This is a genomic window from Streptomyces sp. NPDC097617 (genome assembly GCF_044761485.1).
Taxonomy (GTDB): Bacteria; Actinomycetota; Actinomycetes; order Streptomycetales; family Streptomycetaceae; genus Streptomyces.
The window spans coordinates 217,807-234,368 of sequence record NZ_JBIWCL010000010.1; the positions used below are offsets into that span (position 1 = coordinate 217,807).

Sequence of the window (16,562 nt, forward strand, 5' to 3'; positions counted from 1 at the left end):
GGGAGGCTCCGGGCGCAGCGGCGGAATGCGGACTGCTTCGACGGACTACTCGACGGGCAGGAGCGGCAGGGGCGTGATCCGGCCGGGCGGCGGGAGAGTCGGCAGCATGAACGTCGGAAGGGTCGGCGGGGTCGGCGGAGCGGGCGATCGCACGGGCCAGCCGCCCTGCGTGCCGGTGGGCGGGCGGAACGGTGGCGGATCGGTGCGGGGCGGGTGGATGACGGTATGAACGAAGGCGCTCGCCGCCACGACCAGCACCATGCCGATCAGTGTCGTCTTGACCTTGAAGCGCAGGAAAGCCCTGTTGAACCGGGGCGGTTCCATGGACATGGTGCTGCCGGCCGGATCGGGGACCGTGCCCCCGACCGGGCGCATGAGCGCCTGCAGTTCCTCGGCCAGCCGGGGGAGGTCCCGTAGAAGGACACCTGCGGCGGGAAGGCGCGGGCCCGCGGTCGGCCGGTCGGCGGCGCCGTCCGGGTCGCCGTCGCGCCGCAGCGCCGCCAGCCGGATCTCCAGCGGTGGGTGACTGCCGAGCCCGTCCTCGGGGACGACGTTCAACGTCGTGGCTCGCCTGCCGTCGACGAAAGGACCGCCCGCCGGATCGGCGAGCCGGTCCGCGAAGTCCCGGAACACGCCCTCGGGCAGCACCGGTCGGGGCATCGGCCCGACGCCGATCGTTGCGTCCTTCGGCGCCCACGGTTCCTCCGGCCGGTCCCGGTTCCCGCTCAGCCCGTCCCAGATCGGTGCCAGGGCATGTCCGGTCCGCAGGGCCTGCGCGAACGTCTGCGCCCCGGCGATCCGGGCCGCGGCGGCGTCCGCTTCGAGCTCCTGACTGCGCCGCACGGCAAGGGTTCGGCGCAGATAGAAGCCGTTGTACGCCTTGGTGAGCTTCAGGAGGAGCCGCACGGGCGGTTTGAAGGTGGTCTGGTCCGTATTGAGGACGTCCAAATAGAGGACCGTGCGTTCCAGGGCGAAGCTGCCGCGGTGGCTGACGGCAGCCAGCCGGGTGTGCCGGCCCGCGTAGTGCCCCAGCTCGTGGCACACGACGGCGCGCAGCTCGTCCCTGGTGAGCCCGAGGAGCAGGGGCAGACCCAGGTCCAGGGTGCGGGGACCCCCGATCAGGCCCAGCAGCCTGCCGCGCTCGCTCGCGTAGGCGTTGACGGTGTCGGCCAGGCGAATAGTCGCGGGTGGGGCAGTGCCCAGCTCGTCGGCGAGTTGCACGGTGAGGGCCCACAGTTCGGGCTGCTGTTGCGGGGTCAGCACGATCCGGGGACCTTCGGCCACGACGACGGACGTACCGGCGAGCAGCCCGTAGGCAAGAGTGGTGACGGGGACCAGGGTGACGGTGCCCAACAGGGCGATCGGCCAGGATTGCGCACTCAGGATGGCGACGACCAGCAGCAGTTGGACGGCCAGGACGGCGACGGCGACCAGGTGGACTCCGACCAGCAGGGCGCAGCCGAGCAGGGCGCGCGACATGGTCGCCGTCGGCTTCGACCTTGTCATGCGCGCCCCGTGCCTTCGCCTCGCCGGCCCGTGAGATCCGCTCGGGCCTGCCGCTGTGCCTGTTCGTCCTCTTCGAAGGCCGAGCAGAGCCAGGAGTCGGTGGCGCTCAGGGCCGCGGCGAGCCGGTCCCCGGGAGCGGGGCCGCCGGTACCCACCAAGGGCACTTCACCCAGGGGGTTGGTGTCTGGGTCGAGACCGAGCATGCGCCTGAGGTTGTCGCGCCCCTTGCGGAGGTTTCCCCGTGCCGTGGAGGGCGAGATGTTCAGATCATCGGCGATCTCCTGATGGGTCATGGCGTAGAGGCTGTACATCACCAGCACCATCCGCTGGCGCGGCGGCAGGGCGGCCATCGCGGTCAGTACCCGTCGAGCCTGCGCCGTCTCGTCCGGCAGCGCCTGGCGGGGAAGGGACACGTCCAGCGCCGCGCGCTTGGCCTTGAGCCGCAGCCGCAGTACGCGCCACAGTTTTCTCCGCATCACCAGATTCACCCACGCGTTCGGCTGCTCGTAGCCGCTGATCCGGTCCCAGTTCTCCAGCGCGGCGAGGAAGGCGTCCTGGACGGCGTCCTCCGCGTCCTGACGGCTGCCGCACAGCATCACCGCCCGTGCCAGCAGAGCCGGGCGATGCGTCGTGAAGAACACGTCGAAGTCGGCGGGAGCGCCTCCGCTCTCCGCTACCTCGGAGCCTCCCTCCCGCGCGGGCTCATGCGCACCGGCCCGGACACTGCCCGTCCCACCACTCACTGTGCTTCCCCCTCCTGGCCGTTCGAGGCGGCCAATCCATCGCCCCGCACGATCAGGAGGCCCCCGTCCGAGCGGCGGTCCTCCACCTGGACACCGTGACCCGCCAGGCGCACCGCTTCGAGTACCAGTCGGCACCGTTCACGTTCACGGGCCAACTCCCGTCGCCACGCCACTACCTGGAGAGCGATTTTCACCGTAGCGGCCAGACCCGCAAGCACCACCGATTCCCACATACCGGACCACATCCCCTGCCGACCGCGTAATGTCAGCAGATCCCCTGCCGACTCCGACACCGCTGAACACCCGTGACAGGGCTGTGCGTTTACTCGTCGACCAGAATATTTTGGAAGCCGCCGACCGTTGGCCGAGGCTCTGGTGTGTCGCCGCTGGTCACCGATGGCGCTCGGCTGTTCACTTCAGTGGCGTGACAAGGCAGAAGGGGTGGCCGACGGGGTCGGCGTTGCTGCCGCCGTCGGCCTGCCGTCATGAGCTCGGTCGGCCGATTCCGACGCCGATGTAGACGCTGATGGAATGCCGGCGGTTGGTCAGCTGGTGCCGGGCCCCGAGGCGCTAACGGGGTGAGTGAGGGCGAGGGCGGCGGCGTGGCCGTGAGGCGCAGGGAGGTCGAAGAGGGTGTAGTCGGCGAGGGGCGGGGGAGTGGGGTGGGTGCCGACGTACGGGTGGACGAGACCGAGTGCGAGGCCCGTGCCGTTCGCTTTGAGGCAGGCTTCCTTACGGCTCCAGAGCCGGGCGAGGGCCTCGGGGCGTTCGGCCGGCGTCAGGGCGTTGAGCTCAGTGGTTTCGTCGGGGTGGAGGGAGCGGATGACGTCGGTGACGGTCTCGGGGCTCGGCGTCATCTCGATGTCCACGCCCACGGGCAGCGCCGCGACAGCGATGTAGGCGATGTCACCCGTGTGGGAGAGCGAGAAATGCAGGGGATTGCCGGTGACGGCGGGGCGGCCGTGGGCGTCACCGCAGCAGGGGCAGTCCTCGCGGGTGAGGGGGACGGCCTGCGGGGGGAGCTCGAGGTACCCGCCGAGGAGGATGCGCAGTCCGAGGTGCGCGGCGAGGTAGCGGTGGCGAAGCCCGGGCAGGCGCATGCGTGCGGCCTTCTCGCGTTCACCGGCGTCGAGCACGGTGTCTGCGTCCTGGACACGGTGGCCGCCGAGGACCTGGGCGGTGGTGTCCAGGGACCACACGAGGGCGTCGGTGCCGACGGGGGCCGGTCCGGTCGAGGGGGCACCGGAGCCGAGCTGGTTCACGTACTCGATCATCTGACCGAGGGTAGACCAGGTGAGGGGGTACGAGGGATCCGTCGTGGTCCGTGGTGCTGTCGGGCCCCTGCGGACTTTGCCGTGAAGGCCGTTGATGACTGGGCCCCGCCGACCGTGCGGTCCGTGCGGTCCGTGCGGTCCGTGCGGTCCGTGCGGTGGGTACGGTCCGTGCGGTGGGTACGGTCCGTGCGGCGGGGCCGGCCCAGTCGTCAGTACACGCCGTCGAGGCTGGCGGCGGACTCGGCGCGGTAGCAGTGGGAGACGACCTTGAAGAGCAGCATCGGGCCGCCGGTTGTCGATTGCTTGTGGCCGGTGACAAGCACGGCAAAGCCTTCGGCGTTGTCCTCGGCGTAGATTTCCGGGCTTTGGGCCTGGCTCTTGGCCTTGCCGTCCTTGGTGATCTTCCAGCCGCTCGCGGTGAGCCTTTCACGCAGGGTACTCATGCCCGTCTCGACCTGGGCGTCACTGATTTCATAGATGGACCACGGGTGGGAGAGGGAGAACAAATCGTCCCCGTATTCGCTGCACCGGCTGACGGTGGGGCCTGGTTGGGTGACCGTGCCCTTGACACCGGTCATCTCGAGGAGACGCGCGGAAATGGCCTTGGTCTTGGCGCGGGCCGGATCGGGGTCCATCCGCGCCGGTGTGTAGCCGAGTTCCTTCACGTCGGAACACCCCACGGACAGTACGGAAAGGGGCGCGATAACGGCCGTCACGGCCAGAGCCCTGAGGGCGGCACGGGCGCGGGCCGTGCGGGACGGGTCAGCCATGGTGCACGCCGTCGTCGCACTTGCCGACGACCACACTTGCCTGGTTCATGATGCTCAACGAGTCGTCTCTCCAGTGGTTGGTGTGGCGGCCCGGGTCGTCGGCCATGCTATTGGCCCCGAAGTCATCGCCGGAGGACACACGCTGTTCCCGCGGAGCGCATCGAAAATCGGTCACACCACCCCCACACCCCATTCCCTGCTCCGCTGCGCCGGACGGTGGACCGATGTCCGCTGCTGCGATGCTCCGGGATGGCAGCTTCTGACCCACCTCAGACCGATGGTCATGCATCGGACGAATCCGCCGTTGTCGAAAGTAAGAGCGACTGCGGCCTCGAACTCTTCTTTCGGATGGACAGTAGGCCGGGCCGGTCCCCTCGGTCTCCCGGGAGTCCTGGTCCCCGTAATTCTCACTGGCTGTCATGGACTCTCGGCTGCCACCGCAGGAGCCTCCCTGATCCTCTGCGCGCAATTCATTCACCAGAACGAAAACCACCCGGCCGCCGCAACCCTCGCAGACGTATGGAGAGGGCTTGACCGGGTGGTCCTCGACCATGCGTGGAAAACACTGGGAGCTCGGTGGGGACGCCTTCGCCAACCTGATGATCGGCATGCGGGGGCGCATCGTCCCGGACGCCGTGAAGCGCCCTCCGACCGCCTTGCCCACACGTGTATGGCCCCCTGGGCGGGCCGGATCCTCGGTCCGCTTGTCTGCGGGTGGAGTCCCGGCGCCGGGGTGTGTGGTTGCTATGCGGTGGGAGTGAGGTGGTGTTCGCGGGCGTTTCGTAGGGCGCTGCCCCACCAGTGAAGGTCGGTCAGGAGGGTGGTTGCGGCTTGTTCGGAGGCCTGCTGGTTGAGGGGTTGTCCGTCTTGGTCGAAGGGGAATTGGTGGAAGCTGAGGGTTTCGCGGAGGGTGGTGGCGTGGAGTTCGGCGAGGACGGGGCGTAGTTGTTCCACGGCGCGGAGGCCGCCGGAGAGTCCGCCGTAGGAGATGAACGCGACGGGTTTGCGGTGCCAGATGTCCCCGGTGGTGTCGATGGCTTGTTTGAGGGAGGCGGGGAAGGAGTGGTTGTACTCGGGAGTAAGGATGATGTAGGCGTCGGCTGTAGCCAGCTGCTCGGTGAACTGGCGTGCGCGGGGAGTGGGGTGGGCAGTCCAGTGGGCGGGGAGGTCGGCGTCGGCGAGGTCGGCGGTGGTGAGTTCGATGTCGGTGCGAGTGGCGGCGATGGTTTCGAACCAGCGGGCGATGGTGGGTCCGAATCGGCCCTCGCGGGTGCTGGCGATGATGAGCGCGGTACGTAGCGGTGTGTTCATGCCTCCAGGTTTAGAACATCAAGTGCGCTTGAGGTCAAAGCCCTGTCCCGCCGGGGGAGTGGCTGTTGACGGGGCGGCGGTGGTTGTCAGGGGTGGCGGGTCAGGGTGGACGGTGCTCCCGCGGACTGCGCGCCTTCTGTTTCGAGGGTCAGTCGGTCCGTCTCGGTCATGGTGAGGACGTACAGGTTGCCGTGCGGGCAGTCGATGACGGCTGCACGGTCGGTGGGATGGGTGGTGGCGGCTTCGAGGACCGCGCTGTTGCCGCGGATCTGTCGTAGTTGGAGGGCTTCGGTGCAGCCCAGGTTTCGGCCGGTGGTGGATTCCTTGACGTCGCTGACCTGTCGGCCCACGAGTTCGCCCACTGCTGCGCTGTTCAGTGTGACGGTTACGGTGAATTCGCCGGTCCGCGCGCGCAGGATGCCGTCGGCGTCGGGTGTTCCGGGACCGGTGCCCGTCCACGTACCGGCCCATGCGGCGGGCAGCGTTCCGGCCGTCGCGGCCGTCGGTGTGGTGGATGGTCCGGAGGAGGACGGTCGGGCTGCGGCCCGGTTGCCGTTTCTGTCGTTGCCGTGGCCGGGGAGCCATATCGCGAGGGTGACAGCCGTGGCGACGGCCAGGGCACCTGCTGTCACGCCGGCGCCGCGGGACGTCAGGAGCGTCCGTCGGCTTCGGGGCGCGGGGACAGCGGGGGAGTAGGGCGGTGCAGCGACTCCGGCGGGCGCTGCCGGTCCCCACCGCGGCGCGGTGCCGCCCGCCCCGCCCGACGGTGGTGGCAACGAATACGACGACGGCGGTGGCATCTGCCCTGGCACCGCCACTTCCCGGTGGGTGGTTTCAGTGATCAGTGCGGCGGGGTCGCCTGACGCCAGCCATCCTCGTCCTCTACTTCCGCCTGGGTGGAGGCCAGTTGTGTGGCGATGTCCGAGGCGCTGGGGCGTTGGCCGGGGTCTTTGGCCAGGCAGTCCCGGATGAGTGGGAGGAGTGTCCGGGGGACGCCGTCGAGGTGGGGGTCGTGGTGCACGATCCGGTAGAGCAGGGCGGGTAGGTCGAGTTCTTCGTCGTCGGTCAGGAAGGGGCTGCGTCCGGTTGCGGCGTAGACGAGTACCGCGGCGAGGGAGAACACGTCGGCGGCGGGTCCGGCGGTCGTGCCGGTCGCTTGTTCCGGGGCGAGGAAGCCGGGGGTGCCGATGATCGTGCCGGTGCGGGTGTGACGTGGGTCGCGTACGGTGCGGGCGATTCCGAAGTCGATGAGGAAGGGGCGTTCGGCGCCGAGGAGGATGTTGGCGGGTTTGATGTCGCGGTGGACCGCTCCGGCCGCGCGTACGTTCACCAGTGCGGCCGCCAGTTCCTGCGCCAACCGCAGCACGGCGGGTGCCTCCAGTGGCCCCCGACTGCGTATCCAGTCGGCGAGTGAGGGTGCGGGTATGTACTCGGTGGCGAGCCATTGCGGGGTCGCGCCCGGTGGGTTGAAGTCCACGACGGATACCGTCCAGGGGCATCGTACGCGGTCGTTGGTGCGTATCTCGCGGTCGAAGCGTTCCGCGAAGTCGGTGTCCGCGCTCAGTTCGCGGTGCACGGTTTTGAGGGCCAGGGCCCGTCCGGATGCGGTCCGGGCCAGGAACACCTCGCCCATGCCTCCGGAGCCGAGCCGTGCCAGGAGACGGTAGCCGCCGATCTCCAGTGGGTCACCGGGCCGCGCAGACTCCATCAACTGCCCCTCGCTACCGTGTCCGTTGCCGGCCCGTGCCGTACGGGCCGCCCGGCGGGTCGTCGTGATGGACCCTAGAGGCCGCGCGCGCCCCGCCCGGCGCGGGGACGCTCTTTCACCGGGTTACGTCTCCAGCACCAGCCACTCCGTCCTGCTTCCGGGCATCCGTCCGGCGCCGGCCTTCGCCCGTTCCCGAGTCGGCTTCCGGCCTCCACGACAGCTGTGCCACGCCCTATCTCTGTGCTTGGTGCCGGGCTGCGTCGGGTTTTCCGTGTGTCGGTGGGTTGGTTGGTGTGGTGTTTGGGTGGTTGGTGGTTGGTGTTAGCGGGTGGTCCAGCCGCCGTCGATGGTGAGGGTGGTGCCGAGGATGTAGGAGGCGCGGTCGCTGCAGAGCCAGGCGGCGGATTCGGCGATTTCGGTGGGGGTGGCCATGCGGGGGAGGGGGGTGGAGTTGAGGAGGGTTTGTTCGATGGTGGGGTTTTCTTTGAGCCAGTTGTCGATCATTTCGGTGCGGGTGGCGCCGGGGGCGATGGCGTTGACGCGGATGTTGTGGGTGGCGTATTCGCTGGCGGCGGCTTTGGTGAGGCCGAGGACGGCGTGTTTGGAGGCGATGTAGGGGGCGGTGACGGGGGTGGCGACGAGGCCGGCGGTGCTGCTGTTGTTGACGATTGCGCCGCCGCCGTTGGTGAGCATGGCGCGGATTTCGTGGCGCATGGAGTTCCATGTGCCGCGGACGTTGGTGTCCATGATGTGGTCGTAGGTGTTTTCGTCGAGGAGGTGGAGGGGTTTGGGGGTGGCGCCGGTGCCGGCGTTGTTGAATGCGGCGTCGAGGCGGCCGTAGGTGGTGACGGCGGCGTTGACGGCTCGTGCGACGTCTTGGGTTCGGGTGACGTCGGCGACGATGTATTGGGCGTGGTGGCCGGCTGCTTGTAGTTCGGCGGTGAGTTCGGCGAGTTGGTTTTCGCGGCGGGCCACGAGGGTTACGGCGGCGCCTTCGCGGCAGAACACGCGGGCGGCGGCGGCTCCGATGCCGGAGCTCGCGCCGGTTATCAGTGCTGATTTGCCGGCGAGTAGAGATTTATCCGTTTCCTGCGTCACGGCGCGACGGTAACACGGTGGATTGGGGTGTGTGGTGAACAGTGGGAGACCGGGTGTGCTGGTGACGGGGGCGGGGGGGTTTGTGGGTTTTCCGGTGGTGGAGCGGTTGTTGGGGTGGGGTGTGGGGGTGCGGGTGTTGGTTCGTCGGGCGGCGGTGCCGGTGGGGGCGGAGTGTGTGTGGGGGGATCTTGCGCGGGTGGCGTCGTTGCGGGGGGTGTGTGAGGGGGTGGGCACGGTGGTGCATGTGGCTTCGCGGATCGGGGGGAGTCGGGAGGAGTGCCGGGCGGTGAATGTGGAGGGGACCCGTGCTCTGCTGGCGGAGGCGCGGCGGGCGGGGGTGGCCCGGGTCGTGCAGTTGGGGACGGCTGCGGTGTATGGGGACGGGGTGCATCGGGGTGTGGTGGAGGGGGAACTGGTGGAGCGGCCGGGGTCGGTGACCAGTGAGTCCCGTCTGGCCGGGGAGCGTCTGGTGCTGGCGGCGGGGGGGACGGTGTTGCGTCCGTATCTGGTGTATGGGCGTGGTGATCGTTGGGTGGTGCCTTCGTTGGTGCAGTTGTTGGCGCGGTTGCCGTGCTGGGTGGACGGGGGGCGTGCCCGTGTGTCGTTGACGTCGGTGGATGCGCTGGCGGGGGCGTTGGCGGAGCTGGCGGTGCGGCGGGAGGTGGCGGGCGGGGTGCTGCATGCGGGTCATCCCGAGCCGGTGTCGGTGCGGGAGTTGGTGGGGACGGTTGCCCGGGAGTTGGGGTTGCCGCTGCCGGTGGGGGAGGTGGACCTGCGGGGGGCGTTGGAGTTGCTGGGTGGTGCCGGGCGGTCCGATCCGGTGCTGGTGCGGGGGGTGCGGCTCCTGGCGGTGGATCACTGGTACGACAGCAGGCGGTTGTGGGCGGGGCTGGAGGCTTCGCCCGGGCCCCGTTTCGCCGATGCGTTCGCCGACTGCGCTCCCTGGTACCGGTCCGTGGCCGCGGGGTGAGCGCACGCCGACGGGCTGCCCCTGCGGGCCGGGGGCCCGAACACACGGCGGTGGGGCGGGTATCCGGCGGCGGGTCCCGAACACGGGGCGGTGGGGTGGGTATCCGGTGGCGGGTCCCGAACACGGGGCGGTGGGGCGGGCGCCCGGTGGTCGGGTCCGGGCAGTCGGGCGGGCATGCGGCGGTCGGGTCCGGGGACCCTGCCCCCTGGCGGGCGCCCCGGTGGTCGGGGCGGGTACGCGGTGGCCGGGTCCCAATGCCCGCTGCGGGGGCGGAGGCCGGTCGGGCGGGTCCCGAACGCGCAGTGATCGGGCCTGGATATCCGGCGCCCGGGTCAACTCCCGGCGCCGGGGCGGGCATCCGGTGGTCGGGTCCGGTCGCCCGGTTCCCGGGTGGTCATCCGGCGGTCGGGTCCCGAACGCGCAGCGGTGGGGCGGGCATCGGGTGGTCGGGCCGGACGCCCGGCACCCGGGCGGGCATGCGGTGGTCGGGGCGGGTACGGGCGGTGGCCGGGTCCCAATGCCCGCTGCGGGGGCGGAGGCCGGTCGGGCGGGTCCCGAACGCGCAGTGATCGGGCCTGGATATCCGGCGCCCGGGTCAACTCCCGGCGCCGGGGCGGGTACGCGGTGGCCGGGTCCCACAGCCCGCTGCGGGGGCGGAGGCCGGTCGGGCGGGTCCCGAACGCGCAGTGATCGGGCCTGGATATCCGGCGCCCGGGTCAACTCCCGGCGCCCGGGCGGGCATCCGGTGGTCGGGTCCGGTCGCCCTGCGCCGGGGCGGGCATCCGGGGTCCGGGGTGCGGGGTGAACATGCGGCGGTCGGGCCGGGCGCCGGGCTCCCGGGCGGGCACATGGTGGTCGGGGCGGACGCCCGGCGTCCGGGTGAACGCCCGTCGGCCGGTCCTGATCAGAGGGCGCCGGGGTGAACACCCGCCGGTCGGGTCCCGAACGCGCAGGGGTGGGGCGGGCATCGGGCGGTCGGGCCTGGATGCCCGCCGCCGGGGTGAACACCCGGCGTCCGGGTGAACGCCCGGTGGTCGGGTCCCGGGATCCTGCCCCCGGGCGGGTATCCGGTGGCCGGGCCCGGACACTCTGTGCCCGGGCGGGTATCCGGTGGTCGGGCCCGGACGCCGTGTGCCCGGGTGGACTCCGTGTGGTCGGGGCGGGTATCCGGTGCTCGGGCTCGGACACTCTGTGCCCGGGCGGGTATCCGGTGGTGGGGTCCGGGGACCCTGTGCCCGGGCGGGTATCCGGTGGTGGGGTCCGAATGTCCGGCGTCGGGGCGGAGACCGGTCGGTCGGGTCCGGACGCCTGGTGCCCGGGGGTTGCTGTGTGTGTTCAGGCGGCTGTGGCGGTGCCGTTCACGGTGCCGTTCACGGTGGCGCGGAAGATGGTGCGGTTGTCCTGGTGGCCGGTGACGGTGACGCGGCCGGGGGCGGTCAGGGTGGCGTCGATCCAGCAGGGGGCGTCGAGTTCGGCGTAGTGGTGGAATTCGGTGGCGATGGCGCGGGGGGTGTAGCCGCCGGGGGTGTGGAGGCCGCAGGCGGCCTGGCGGGCGGCTTCGACGAGGACCATGCCGGGGTGGTGGTCGTTGGCGTGTTCGAAGAGGATGGGGTGGTCGAGGTCGGGGCTCAGCTGCCAGCGGTCCGTCCGGTCGGTGGGGGCCAGGACCACGTCGAAGGGCAGGAGTCTGCCGGCGCCGGTGGCGGCCATGGGGGTGCGGCGGGGCAGTGGGCGGGTCGAGGCCAGGAGGCCGCGGTCGCCGCGCAGCCGGCGGTAGGTGGCGGGGGCGACGCAGCTGAAGCGGGCGGTGCCGGAGCCGGCGAGCTCGCCGCTGCGGTGGATGTCGACCTGGAGGAAGCCGGAGAACCGGTTGCCCTTCCATACGAAGTCGGTGCACACGGCGCTCATCTCGAGGTCGCTGGGGCCGCGGCCGATGCGCAGGCGTTCGGGCCGGGAGGTGAAGTCCAGGTTCCACAGCAGCACGTTGTGGCCCAGCGGCACCCCGTAGGCGGCGTGGCAGAGGTAGAGCCCGACCTGGCGGACGGTCTCGCCGACCTGGACGGGGTCGTGGCTGGTGCCGTCGGCGCTGGTGAAGAACGTGTGGGCGCGCGGCCACTGCCCGGTGAGGGAGAAGGTGTCCTCGCCGGTGCGGTCGCAGCCGGTCAGGAAGACCTCGGCCAGTGAGCTGCGGTGGACGTACTCCCGGGGGACCGTGGTGGTCAGTCCACGGGCGTCGTTGCAGCGCATCCATGGCTGCTCCACCCCCGGAAGCGGCAGGACGGGCGCGTTCTTTCCGATCGTCAGCATGGTCATGACTTCTCCCGCAGAGCCGTTCGACGGTTGGGACGGGTTGCGCTCGCGAGACGCAAGATACGTACTCTCCGGTTTTGTTTGCAAGCGGCTCAGCCGGGCAGGATGCGGCCCCCGCACCGGCCCGACCGGCCCGCGGGAGCCCCTTCCGGACCCCCGTCACGACCCCGACCAGCGGATATCCGACAGGGCGCGGCCACCCGGGACACGCACGCCACCGCCCCAAGTGAGAACCGCCCTTCCGGTCATATGCGCCGGTCGGACAGGGTGCGGGCGTCGACCGTTCAACCAAGTGGATTCCAGGGGGACTTGGCCGGCCGGCCCGCGGCCCGCCGGACCCCGAAAACCATTGGCATGCGGGGCGGGCCGTGTCAGACTCGGGGCCGCCGCCGGTGAAACAAAAACCGGATGGGCGGTTTTGGAATACAGGGTGTGGACACGTCGCTGCACCCTGTCGTCGACCAGCCGCCGTCCATCCTGGAGAGTTTTGAGATGAACCGTCAGTGCCCCTTTGTGATCGACGCCTCCGGTGCGGACGTGCACGGCGAGGCAGCACTCATCCGTGAACAGGCGCCCGCGACACGGGTCCTGCTGCCGGGCGGTGTGGGCGCCTGGGCCGTGGGCCGGCACGCCGACATACGCAGACTCCTGGTGGACCCGAGAGTCTCCAAGGACGCCTACCGCCACTGGCCGGCCTGGATCGACGGCGAGGTCGGCACCGAGTGGCCGCTCGCGATCTGGGTCTCGGTGCAGAACATGATCACCGCCTACGGCAGCGAGCACACCCGGCTGCGCAGGCCCGTCGCCGCCGCGTTCACCGCCCGCCGGGCGGCCGGTATGCGCCCCAGGATCGAGGAGGTCGTCGGGGAACTCCTGGACGGCCTGGCCGCGTTGCCGCCCGGTCGCACGGTGGACCTGCGCACGCGGTTCGCGCACGAGCTGCCCACCCGGATCGTCTTCGAGCTGTTCGGGATCCCCGAACGCTCGTGGGCGCCCCTGCACAGGATCATCAACGCGTTCTTCGACACCAACATCACCGCCGAGGAGGCGCAGCGCAACGCGGACGACCTGGACGTCACGATGGCCGACCTGGTCGCCCACCGCCGCGCGCACCCCGGCGACGACATGACCAGCGCGCTCATCGCCGCCCGCGACACCCACACCGGCGCCTGCACCCACACCGGCGCCTGCACCCACACCGACACCGGCGCCCACACCGGCGCCCACAGCGGCACCGGCGCCGGCACGGATGGCGATGGCGATGGCGGGGGCGGCTGCGGGGCGGGGGTGGGGCTCAGTGAGAAGGAACTCGTCGACAGTCTCATCCTGTTGTTCACGGCCGGGTACGAGACCACCGTCAACCTGATCTGCACGGCCCTGCACGAGCTGCTGCGCGCTCCCGCGCAGCTGGCGCTCGCGCGGGAGGGCCTGGCCTCGTGGGAGGACGTGGTCGAGGAGGCGCTGCGGATCGAGCCGCCGGCCTCCTACGGGCTGCTGCGTTTCGCGGTGGAGGACATCGACATGGGTGAGGGGGTGGTGATCCCGGCGGGCGAGCCGATCCTGGTGTCCTTCGGGTCGGCCGGCCGGGACCCGGCCGTGCACGGCGCGGACGCGGGGGGCTTCGACATCACGCGCGGCACGCGCGGGCAGCACCTGTCCTTCGGGTTCGCCACCCACCACTGCCTGGGTGCGGCCCTGGCCCGGCTGGAGTGCGCGGTCGCGGTGCGGCGGTTCTTCGAGCGGTTCCCCGACGCGGCGGTGGCGGGGGCCGGGGAGTTGCCGCGGGTGCAGTCGTTCCTCTCCAACGGGCTGCGGGAGTTGCCTGTCGTGCTGGGGGCCGCGGCGCCGGTGGCTGATTGATCACGTCGGGGCGGCGCCTGGCCTGCTTGAAAAGAATCGGACCTTCTGGTTGGTTTTAATGGGGCGGTGGATCCGCGCGGTGGATCCGGCCCTATCGGACCGAGCACAACGGAGGCACCGGTGGCACGGCAGGAGCGTGCGGTACGTACGCGTCGCGCGATCTTGGAAGCGGCGGCGGCGGTTTTCGACGAGCGCGGCTACGACGCGGCCACCATCGCGGACATCCTCTCCCGGGCGGGCGTCACCAAGGGCGCCCTGTACTTCCACTTCTCCTCCAAGCAGGAGCTGGCGCAGGGCGTGCTCGACGAGCAGTTCGCCGAGGGCGGGGTGCCCCACCGGGAGAGCAAGCTGCAGGAACTCGTGGACGTCGCGATGGTGCTGGCGTACCGGATGAAGCGCGAGCCCATGCTCAGCGCGGGTGCCCGGCTCTCCCTGGGGCCGGGCATGCGCGACATTTTCGGCGGCGGCTCGGTACCGGGCTGGATCGAGTTCACCCGGACCCTGCTGGTCCGGGCCAAGGAGCAGGGCGAGCTGCTGCCGCACGTGGACCCCGCCGAGACCGCCTGGATCCTGTCCGCGTGCTGGACCGGCGCGCAGATCTACTCCCAGACCCTGAACGACCGGTCCGACATCGAGCAGCGGGTCGCCGCCGTCTACCAGCACATCTGCCCCTCCATCGCGACGCCCGCGATGCTCGCCCGTCTGGACATCGCCCCCGACCGGGGGGAGCGGGTGAGCGCGGAGATGCGGCGCGGGCCGGGTCCGGGGGCGGCGCAGGAAGCCCAACCGGCACTGTCCTGAGGCCGCTTCGGCCCCGCCCCCGCCCCCCGGCAGCCTCCCGGCAGCCTCCCGGCAGCCTCCCGGCGGCCTCCCGGTGGCCCTCCGGCGGCCGGGACGGCGGGGGCCGGTGGGGCCGGACGCCTCCACCGGGACGCGAGCGGGACTCCGGCGCCGCCGCCGACTGTGACCGAAACGATCTTTACTCCCCCTTGGGCAAACCGCGTTGGCGGTTTGTGGAGACTCCATGGTCAAGCAGGAACGTGCCGCTCGTACGCGGGAAGCGCTGGTCCGTGCCGCCGCGGAGGTGTTCGCCGAGGAGGGGTTCGTCACCGCCTCGATCGCCGCGATCAGCCGCCGGGCCGGGGTGAGCGCCGGGGGCCTGCACTTCCACTTCGCCAGCAAGGACGCGCTCGCCCGCGCCGTGGAGGACCGCGCCGCGCAGTGGCTGCGCCGCATCACGGTCGCCGCCGCACCACCGCCCGCCACCGCCGCCGGTGAGGCCGCCGCCGCGGGCGCCGCATCCCTGCAGGTGCTGGTCGACTCCAGCCACGCGCTGATGGCCCTGCTCGCACGGGAGCCGGTGGTGCGGGCCGGCTTCGGGCTGTGCGCGGACCCCTCCTGGAGCGGCGGGGTGGACCTGCGCCGCCAGTGGCGCCTGTGGGTCGAGGCGGTCATGGCGGACGCCGCCCGCGAGGGCGCCCTCGCCCCCGGACTCGTCCCGCGCGACGCGGCCCGCGGGGTGGTGGCCGCCACGGTGGGACTGGAGGTCCTGGGCGCCTACGACCGGGAGTGGACCGCCCCCCACACCCTCACCCGGTTCTGGACCCTGATGCTGCCGCGCCTCGCAGCCGCACCGGCCCTGGAGGCCCTGCTGCCGCAGGGGTCGCACAGGGCTTCCCCCGCACCGCCGACCGGAACCACCGAATCAGACTGAACGGTCTCTTTCAGGTAGGGTCCACCGCACTCCTGTGACCCTCATCGAGGGACGATCGAGTCTCCCTGGAGCCGCACGACGCCACCCGTGATCACCCGAACTCCCAGGCCAGCGCACAGTTTTGAAGATGTGTCAGACATGACCGACCATCAAAACAGCACGACCGGTTTGATATTGACAAACCGCCGGTCCTGTTTTCTACTGGCTGTACTCATCCAAGGACAGGGGAGTACGGCGTGGACATCGATGTACTGGGCGCGTTGGCCGTGCGGGAGAACGGGATCTCCATCACGCCGACCGCCCCCAAGCCCCGGCAGGTCCTGGCCCTCCTGGCCCTCCATGCCGATCAGGTGGTACCCGTATCGGCACTGATAGAGGAGCTGTGGGCGGGCGAACCGCCGCGCAGCGCCCGCACGACACTCCAGACGTACGTCCTGCAGTTACGCGCCCTCATCGCCGGCGCCCTGGAACGCGGCACCACCGGCACCACCGACCCCACCGGCGCCGGCACCGGCAGCACCGGTACCGGCAGCACCGGTACGGGTGCGGTTGAGGGCGGGGCGGGGGCGGCGCGCACCGCCAAGGACATCCTGGTCACCCTGCCCGGCGGATACCTCCTCAGCAGCGGCGGCGGAACCCTCGACGTACGCGAGTTCGACCGCCTCGCCGGTACCGGCTACCGCGCCATGGACGCCGGCGACTTCCCCGGCGCCGCACGGCTGCTGCGCGAGGCCCTGGCCCTGTGGTCCGGACCCGCCTTCGCCGACGTACAGGGCGGCGTCCAGCTCGACATGGAGACCCGCCGGCTGGAGGAGACCCGGCTGTGCGCCCTGGACCAGCGGATCGAGGCCGACCTCAGACTCGGACGCCACCGCGAACTCCTCGCCGAGCTGACCGTCCTGGTCACCCGCTACCGCACCCACGAGAACCTGCACGGGCAGTTCATGCTCGCCCTGCACCGCTCCGGACGGCGCGGCGAAGCCCTCGACGTGTACCAGCGTCTGCGCGCCACCCTCGTGCGCGAGCTCGGCCTGGAGCCCTCCGTGGCACTGCGCCGCCTGCAGCGCTCCATCCTCATGGCCGGCCCGGAGACCCTGGCCGAGGCCCACGCCGAACCCGGCGGCGAGCGCCTCGTACGGGTCTGAGGACCCGCCCGCTCCCGGGCACCCGGGACACGGCACGGCACACCGCCCGGGACACGGCACGGCACACCGCCCGGGACACGGCACGGCACACCGCCCGGGACACGGCACGGCACACCGCCCGGGACACGGCACGGCACACCGCCCGGGACACGG

The 16,562-nt window shown here is 71.2% G+C and carries 14 protein-coding genes; 5 read left to right on the forward strand and 9 right to left on the reverse strand.

All coding sequences use genetic code 11. From position 1 onward, the window contains the following. Positions 1–45: 45 nt before the first annotated feature. The 8 genes from ACIQZO_RS18940 to ACIQZO_RS18975 form a co-directional block, all read right to left on the reverse strand. Positions 46–1,506 (reverse strand): M48 family metallopeptidase, encoded by a 1,461-nt coding sequence (locus ACIQZO_RS18940; RefSeq protein WP_403627379.1) that lies wholly within the window; start codon positions 1,504–1,506, stop codon positions 46–48. Then, positions 1,503–2,249 (reverse strand): RNA polymerase sigma factor, encoded by a 747-nt coding sequence (locus ACIQZO_RS18945; protein ID WP_403627381.1) that lies wholly within the window; start codon positions 2,247–2,249, stop codon positions 1,503–1,505. Before ACIQZO_RS18945 ends, ACIQZO_RS18940 begins: the two co-directional genes overlap by 4 nt. Before the next feature lie 545 nt (positions 2,250–2,794). Further along, positions 2,795–3,523 carry a 4'-phosphopantetheinyl transferase family protein gene (locus tag ACIQZO_RS18950; RefSeq protein WP_403627383.1) on the reverse strand — a complete coding sequence of 243 codons (729 nt, stop codon included), beginning with the start codon at positions 3,521–3,523 and terminating at the stop codon, positions 2,795–2,797. Positions 3,524–3,732: 209 nt separating this feature from the next. After that, complete coding sequence (locus ACIQZO_RS18955; RefSeq protein WP_403627385.1) at positions 3,733–4,293, reverse strand: hypothetical protein; 561 nt, start codon at positions 4,291–4,293, stop codon at positions 3,733–3,735. Positions 4,294–5,037: 744 nt separating this feature from the next. Further along, positions 5,038–5,604, reverse strand: coding sequence for an NADPH-dependent FMN reductase (locus tag ACIQZO_RS18960; protein WP_403627387.1), 567 nt, complete (start codon positions 5,602–5,604; stop codon positions 5,038–5,040). 86 nt (positions 5,605–5,690) lie between these two features. Beyond that, a complete protein-coding gene (locus tag ACIQZO_RS18965) occupies positions 5,691–6,236 on the reverse strand; it encodes a hypothetical protein (RefSeq protein ID WP_403627389.1) in 546 nt (181 codons plus the stop codon). A gap of 209 nt (positions 6,237–6,445) precedes the next feature. Beyond that, positions 6,446–7,312, reverse strand: a complete 867-nt coding sequence (locus ACIQZO_RS18970; RefSeq protein WP_403627391.1) for a serine/threonine-protein kinase — start codon at positions 7,310–7,312, stop codon at positions 6,446–6,448. A 321-nt stretch (positions 7,313–7,633) separates the two neighbouring features. Further along, positions 7,634–8,410 carry an SDR family NAD(P)-dependent oxidoreductase gene (locus ACIQZO_RS18975; RefSeq protein ID WP_403627393.1) on the reverse strand — a complete coding sequence of 259 codons (777 nt, stop codon included), beginning with the start codon at positions 8,408–8,410 and terminating at the stop codon, positions 7,634–7,636. A gap of 97 nt (positions 8,411–8,507) precedes the next feature. Between ACIQZO_RS18975 and ACIQZO_RS18980 the strand changes: the two genes are divergently transcribed. After that, complete coding sequence (locus tag ACIQZO_RS18980; protein ID WP_403627438.1) at positions 8,508–9,380, forward strand: NAD-dependent epimerase/dehydratase family protein; 873 nt, start codon at positions 8,508–8,510, stop codon at positions 9,378–9,380. A gap of 1,335 nt (positions 9,381–10,715) precedes the next feature. Here ACIQZO_RS18980 and ACIQZO_RS18985 read toward each other — a convergent pair. Further along, complete coding sequence (locus ACIQZO_RS18985) at positions 10,716–11,693, reverse strand: ScbA/BarX family gamma-butyrolactone biosynthesis protein (RefSeq protein WP_403627395.1); 978 nt, start codon at positions 11,691–11,693, stop codon at positions 10,716–10,718. Between the two features lie 489 nt (positions 11,694–12,182). Between ACIQZO_RS18985 and ACIQZO_RS18990 the strand changes: the two genes are divergently transcribed. From ACIQZO_RS18990 to ACIQZO_RS19005, 4 genes are all read left to right on the forward strand, one after another. Beyond that, complete coding sequence (locus ACIQZO_RS18990; protein ID WP_403627397.1) at positions 12,183–13,550, forward strand: cytochrome P450; 1,368 nt, start codon at positions 12,183–12,185, stop codon at positions 13,548–13,550. 120 nt (positions 13,551–13,670) lie between these two features. Continuing rightward, positions 13,671–14,351: a ScbR family autoregulator-binding transcription factor gene (locus ACIQZO_RS18995; protein ID WP_403627399.1), complete on the forward strand. Its 681-nt coding sequence runs from the start codon at positions 13,671–13,673 to the stop codon at positions 14,349–14,351. 223 nt (positions 14,352–14,574) lie between these two features. Further along, positions 14,575–15,264 (forward strand): ScbR family autoregulator-binding transcription factor, encoded by a 690-nt coding sequence (locus ACIQZO_RS19000; RefSeq protein WP_403627401.1) that lies wholly within the window; start codon positions 14,575–14,577, stop codon positions 15,262–15,264. Positions 15,265–15,500: 236 nt separating this feature from the next. Continuing rightward, a complete protein-coding gene (locus tag ACIQZO_RS19005; RefSeq protein ID WP_403627403.1) occupies positions 15,501–16,409 on the forward strand; it encodes a BTAD domain-containing putative transcriptional regulator in 909 nt (302 codons plus the stop codon). Positions 16,410–16,562 lie beyond the last annotated feature (153 nt).

Coding starts and splice junctions, on each gene's coding strand:
- ACIQZO_RS18940 (WP_403627379.1), bottom strand. CDS start 1,506: ATGACAAGGTCGAAGCCGACGGCGACCATGTCGCGCGCCCTGCTCGGC.
- ACIQZO_RS18950 (WP_403627383.1), bottom strand. CDS start 3,523: ATGATCGAGTACGTGAACCAGCTCGGCTCCGGTGCCCCCTCGACCGGA.
- ACIQZO_RS18955 (WP_403627385.1), bottom strand. CDS start 4,293: ATGGCTGACCCGTCCCGCACGGCCCGCGCCCGTGCCGCCCTCAGGGCT.
- ACIQZO_RS18960 (WP_403627387.1), bottom strand. CDS start 5,604: ATGAACACACCGCTACGTACCGCGCTCATCATCGCCAGCACCCGCGAG.
- ACIQZO_RS18970 (WP_403627391.1), bottom strand. CDS start 7,312: ATGGAGTCTGCGCGGCCCGGTGACCCACTGGAGATCGGCGGCTACCGT.
- ACIQZO_RS18985 (WP_403627395.1), bottom strand. CDS start 11,693: ATGACCATGCTGACGATCGGAAAGAACGCGCCCGTCCTGCCGCTTCCG.
- ACIQZO_RS18990 (WP_403627397.1), top strand. CDS start 12,183: ATGAACCGTCAGTGCCCCTTTGTGATCGACGCCTCCGGTGCGGACGTG.
- ACIQZO_RS19000 (WP_403627401.1), top strand. CDS start 14,575: ATGGTCAAGCAGGAACGTGCCGCTCGTACGCGGGAAGCGCTGGTCCGT.